Origin of the sequence: Mesorhizobium argentiipisi (SeqCode) (assembly GCF_037179585.1) — a bacterium.
GTDB classification, from domain to species: Bacteria; Pseudomonadota; Alphaproteobacteria; order Rhizobiales; family Rhizobiaceae; genus Mesorhizobium; species Mesorhizobium argentiipisi.
Genome location: NZ_JAPYKO010000075.1, coordinates 1 through 1,469, shown reverse-complemented (window position 1 = coordinate 1,469; position 1,469 = coordinate 1). Strand labels below are relative to the sequence as shown.

The following is a 1,469-nucleotide window of genomic DNA, read 5'->3' as shown; positions in this document are numbered from 1 at the left end:
AGGCCCGGTCAATAACGTCACATGGCTCATGCTGTGCTGCTAACTACGCTCGTAAGGACGACCTTAAGAGCGCAGCCTCGCTACCATGCCATGCTCGCGCAAGGCGGCCCTCGCCGGAGGCGTACCTCACAACTGGGCACGAAATAATATTAGCCGGTTGAGTTTTAAACTCAGCCGGCTTCCGCGTCTCAGCCGCCTTGAAATGGCGCAGAGGTGGTGGAATCGGCCGCCTGGCGATCCTCGATCGGGCGCCGGCGTCTCGACCCGATAATTTTGATCTCTGCCGATTCGGGTCCTGTTGGGCCTTCACCGAATCGCGACGGGTAAATTGGAATCGAATCAACAAATTGCCAATTGTTGCTATCTATTGCTATATCTCCCGCCCGGCGGCCCCATATTTTCCGGAGGAGGCCTCCATGCCCAGCTACGCTTTGAACGAGCACTATGAGCGCTTCATCAGAAAGCAGCTCGAATCGGGCCGCTACAACAATGCCAGCGAGGTTGTCCGCGCCGGTCTGCGCATGCTCGAGGATTTTGAGGCAGAGCGGGAGAAGTGGCTGCGTGAGGAAATCCCGTCGCGCGTGGCCGATCTTCGGCAGGATCCGGCCGAGGGAATCCCCGCCGAAACGGTGTTTTCCCGGCTGGAGCTCCGTCATCGCGCACGGCAGGCGAAAGCCAAGTAGGGGATGGAGTACCGGATTGTCTTCCACACGAAAGCGGAAGCCGAACTCGAGCAATCTATGACGATATAGCCGAGCGTGCGTCGCCGGCGGTTGCCTGGGATTTTGTTGTGGGCATCCGCGATCTCTGTCTGGGCCTGTCGACATTTCCACAGCGCGGCACCCGAGCGGGTGGAGATCATGCCGGGGGCTGCGGATCATGGGTTATCGTCGCGCTGTCAGCATCGTTTTCGCTGTCGACGGCGAGCGCGTGCTGATCCCTGGGCATCTTCTACGCAGGCCGGAATATCATGCCTGAATTGCTCGAAGGACGGCTCTGAACCGCAGGTCAAAGGGCCGCGACGATCGACACTCGGCTAAGTGCTGGTGGCTGCTTTAGGGCGACCGCATTCACCTGGCGAAGCGGTTGTGACGGGTATCGCTGCAATGGCTGGCAACGGAAGCGCCGGCCAAAATTCAACCAAGCCAGCTCACGAATTTTTGCCTTCGTGGATATCCTCACGAGAAATCGAAAAAAGAGCGATCTAGGCTGTTGACAGTTTGGTCGGGCGGCGACTATATACGGCCCACGAACGAGGGCGGTGCGCCGCTGGCGACGAAGAAGTTTGCTTCTAGGTCTGCCCTCTGGCGAAATTCAAGAGAGCCGCGTGAGCGACACTCGGGTGGCCCCGAGCCGAAAGCGAAGCGGGCCGCGACATTGCGTGAAGCGATGTCTGTTCTTTGACAATTGAATATTGAAGAAAGAGAAACGTGGGCGGCAGAGTCCTGCTGAGCCTCTTACTCCGCCAG

At 58.7% G+C, this 1,469-nt stretch carries 1 protein-coding gene; it reads left to right on the top strand.

Features of this window, described 5'->3' with window-relative positions:
* Positions 1–416 precede the first annotated feature (416 nt).
* Positions 417–683, top strand: a complete 267-nt coding sequence (locus O7A05_RS33955; RefSeq protein ID WP_337097770.1) for a type II toxin-antitoxin system ParD family antitoxin — start codon at positions 417–419, stop codon at positions 681–683.
* Positions 684–1,469: the final 786 nt, after the last annotated feature.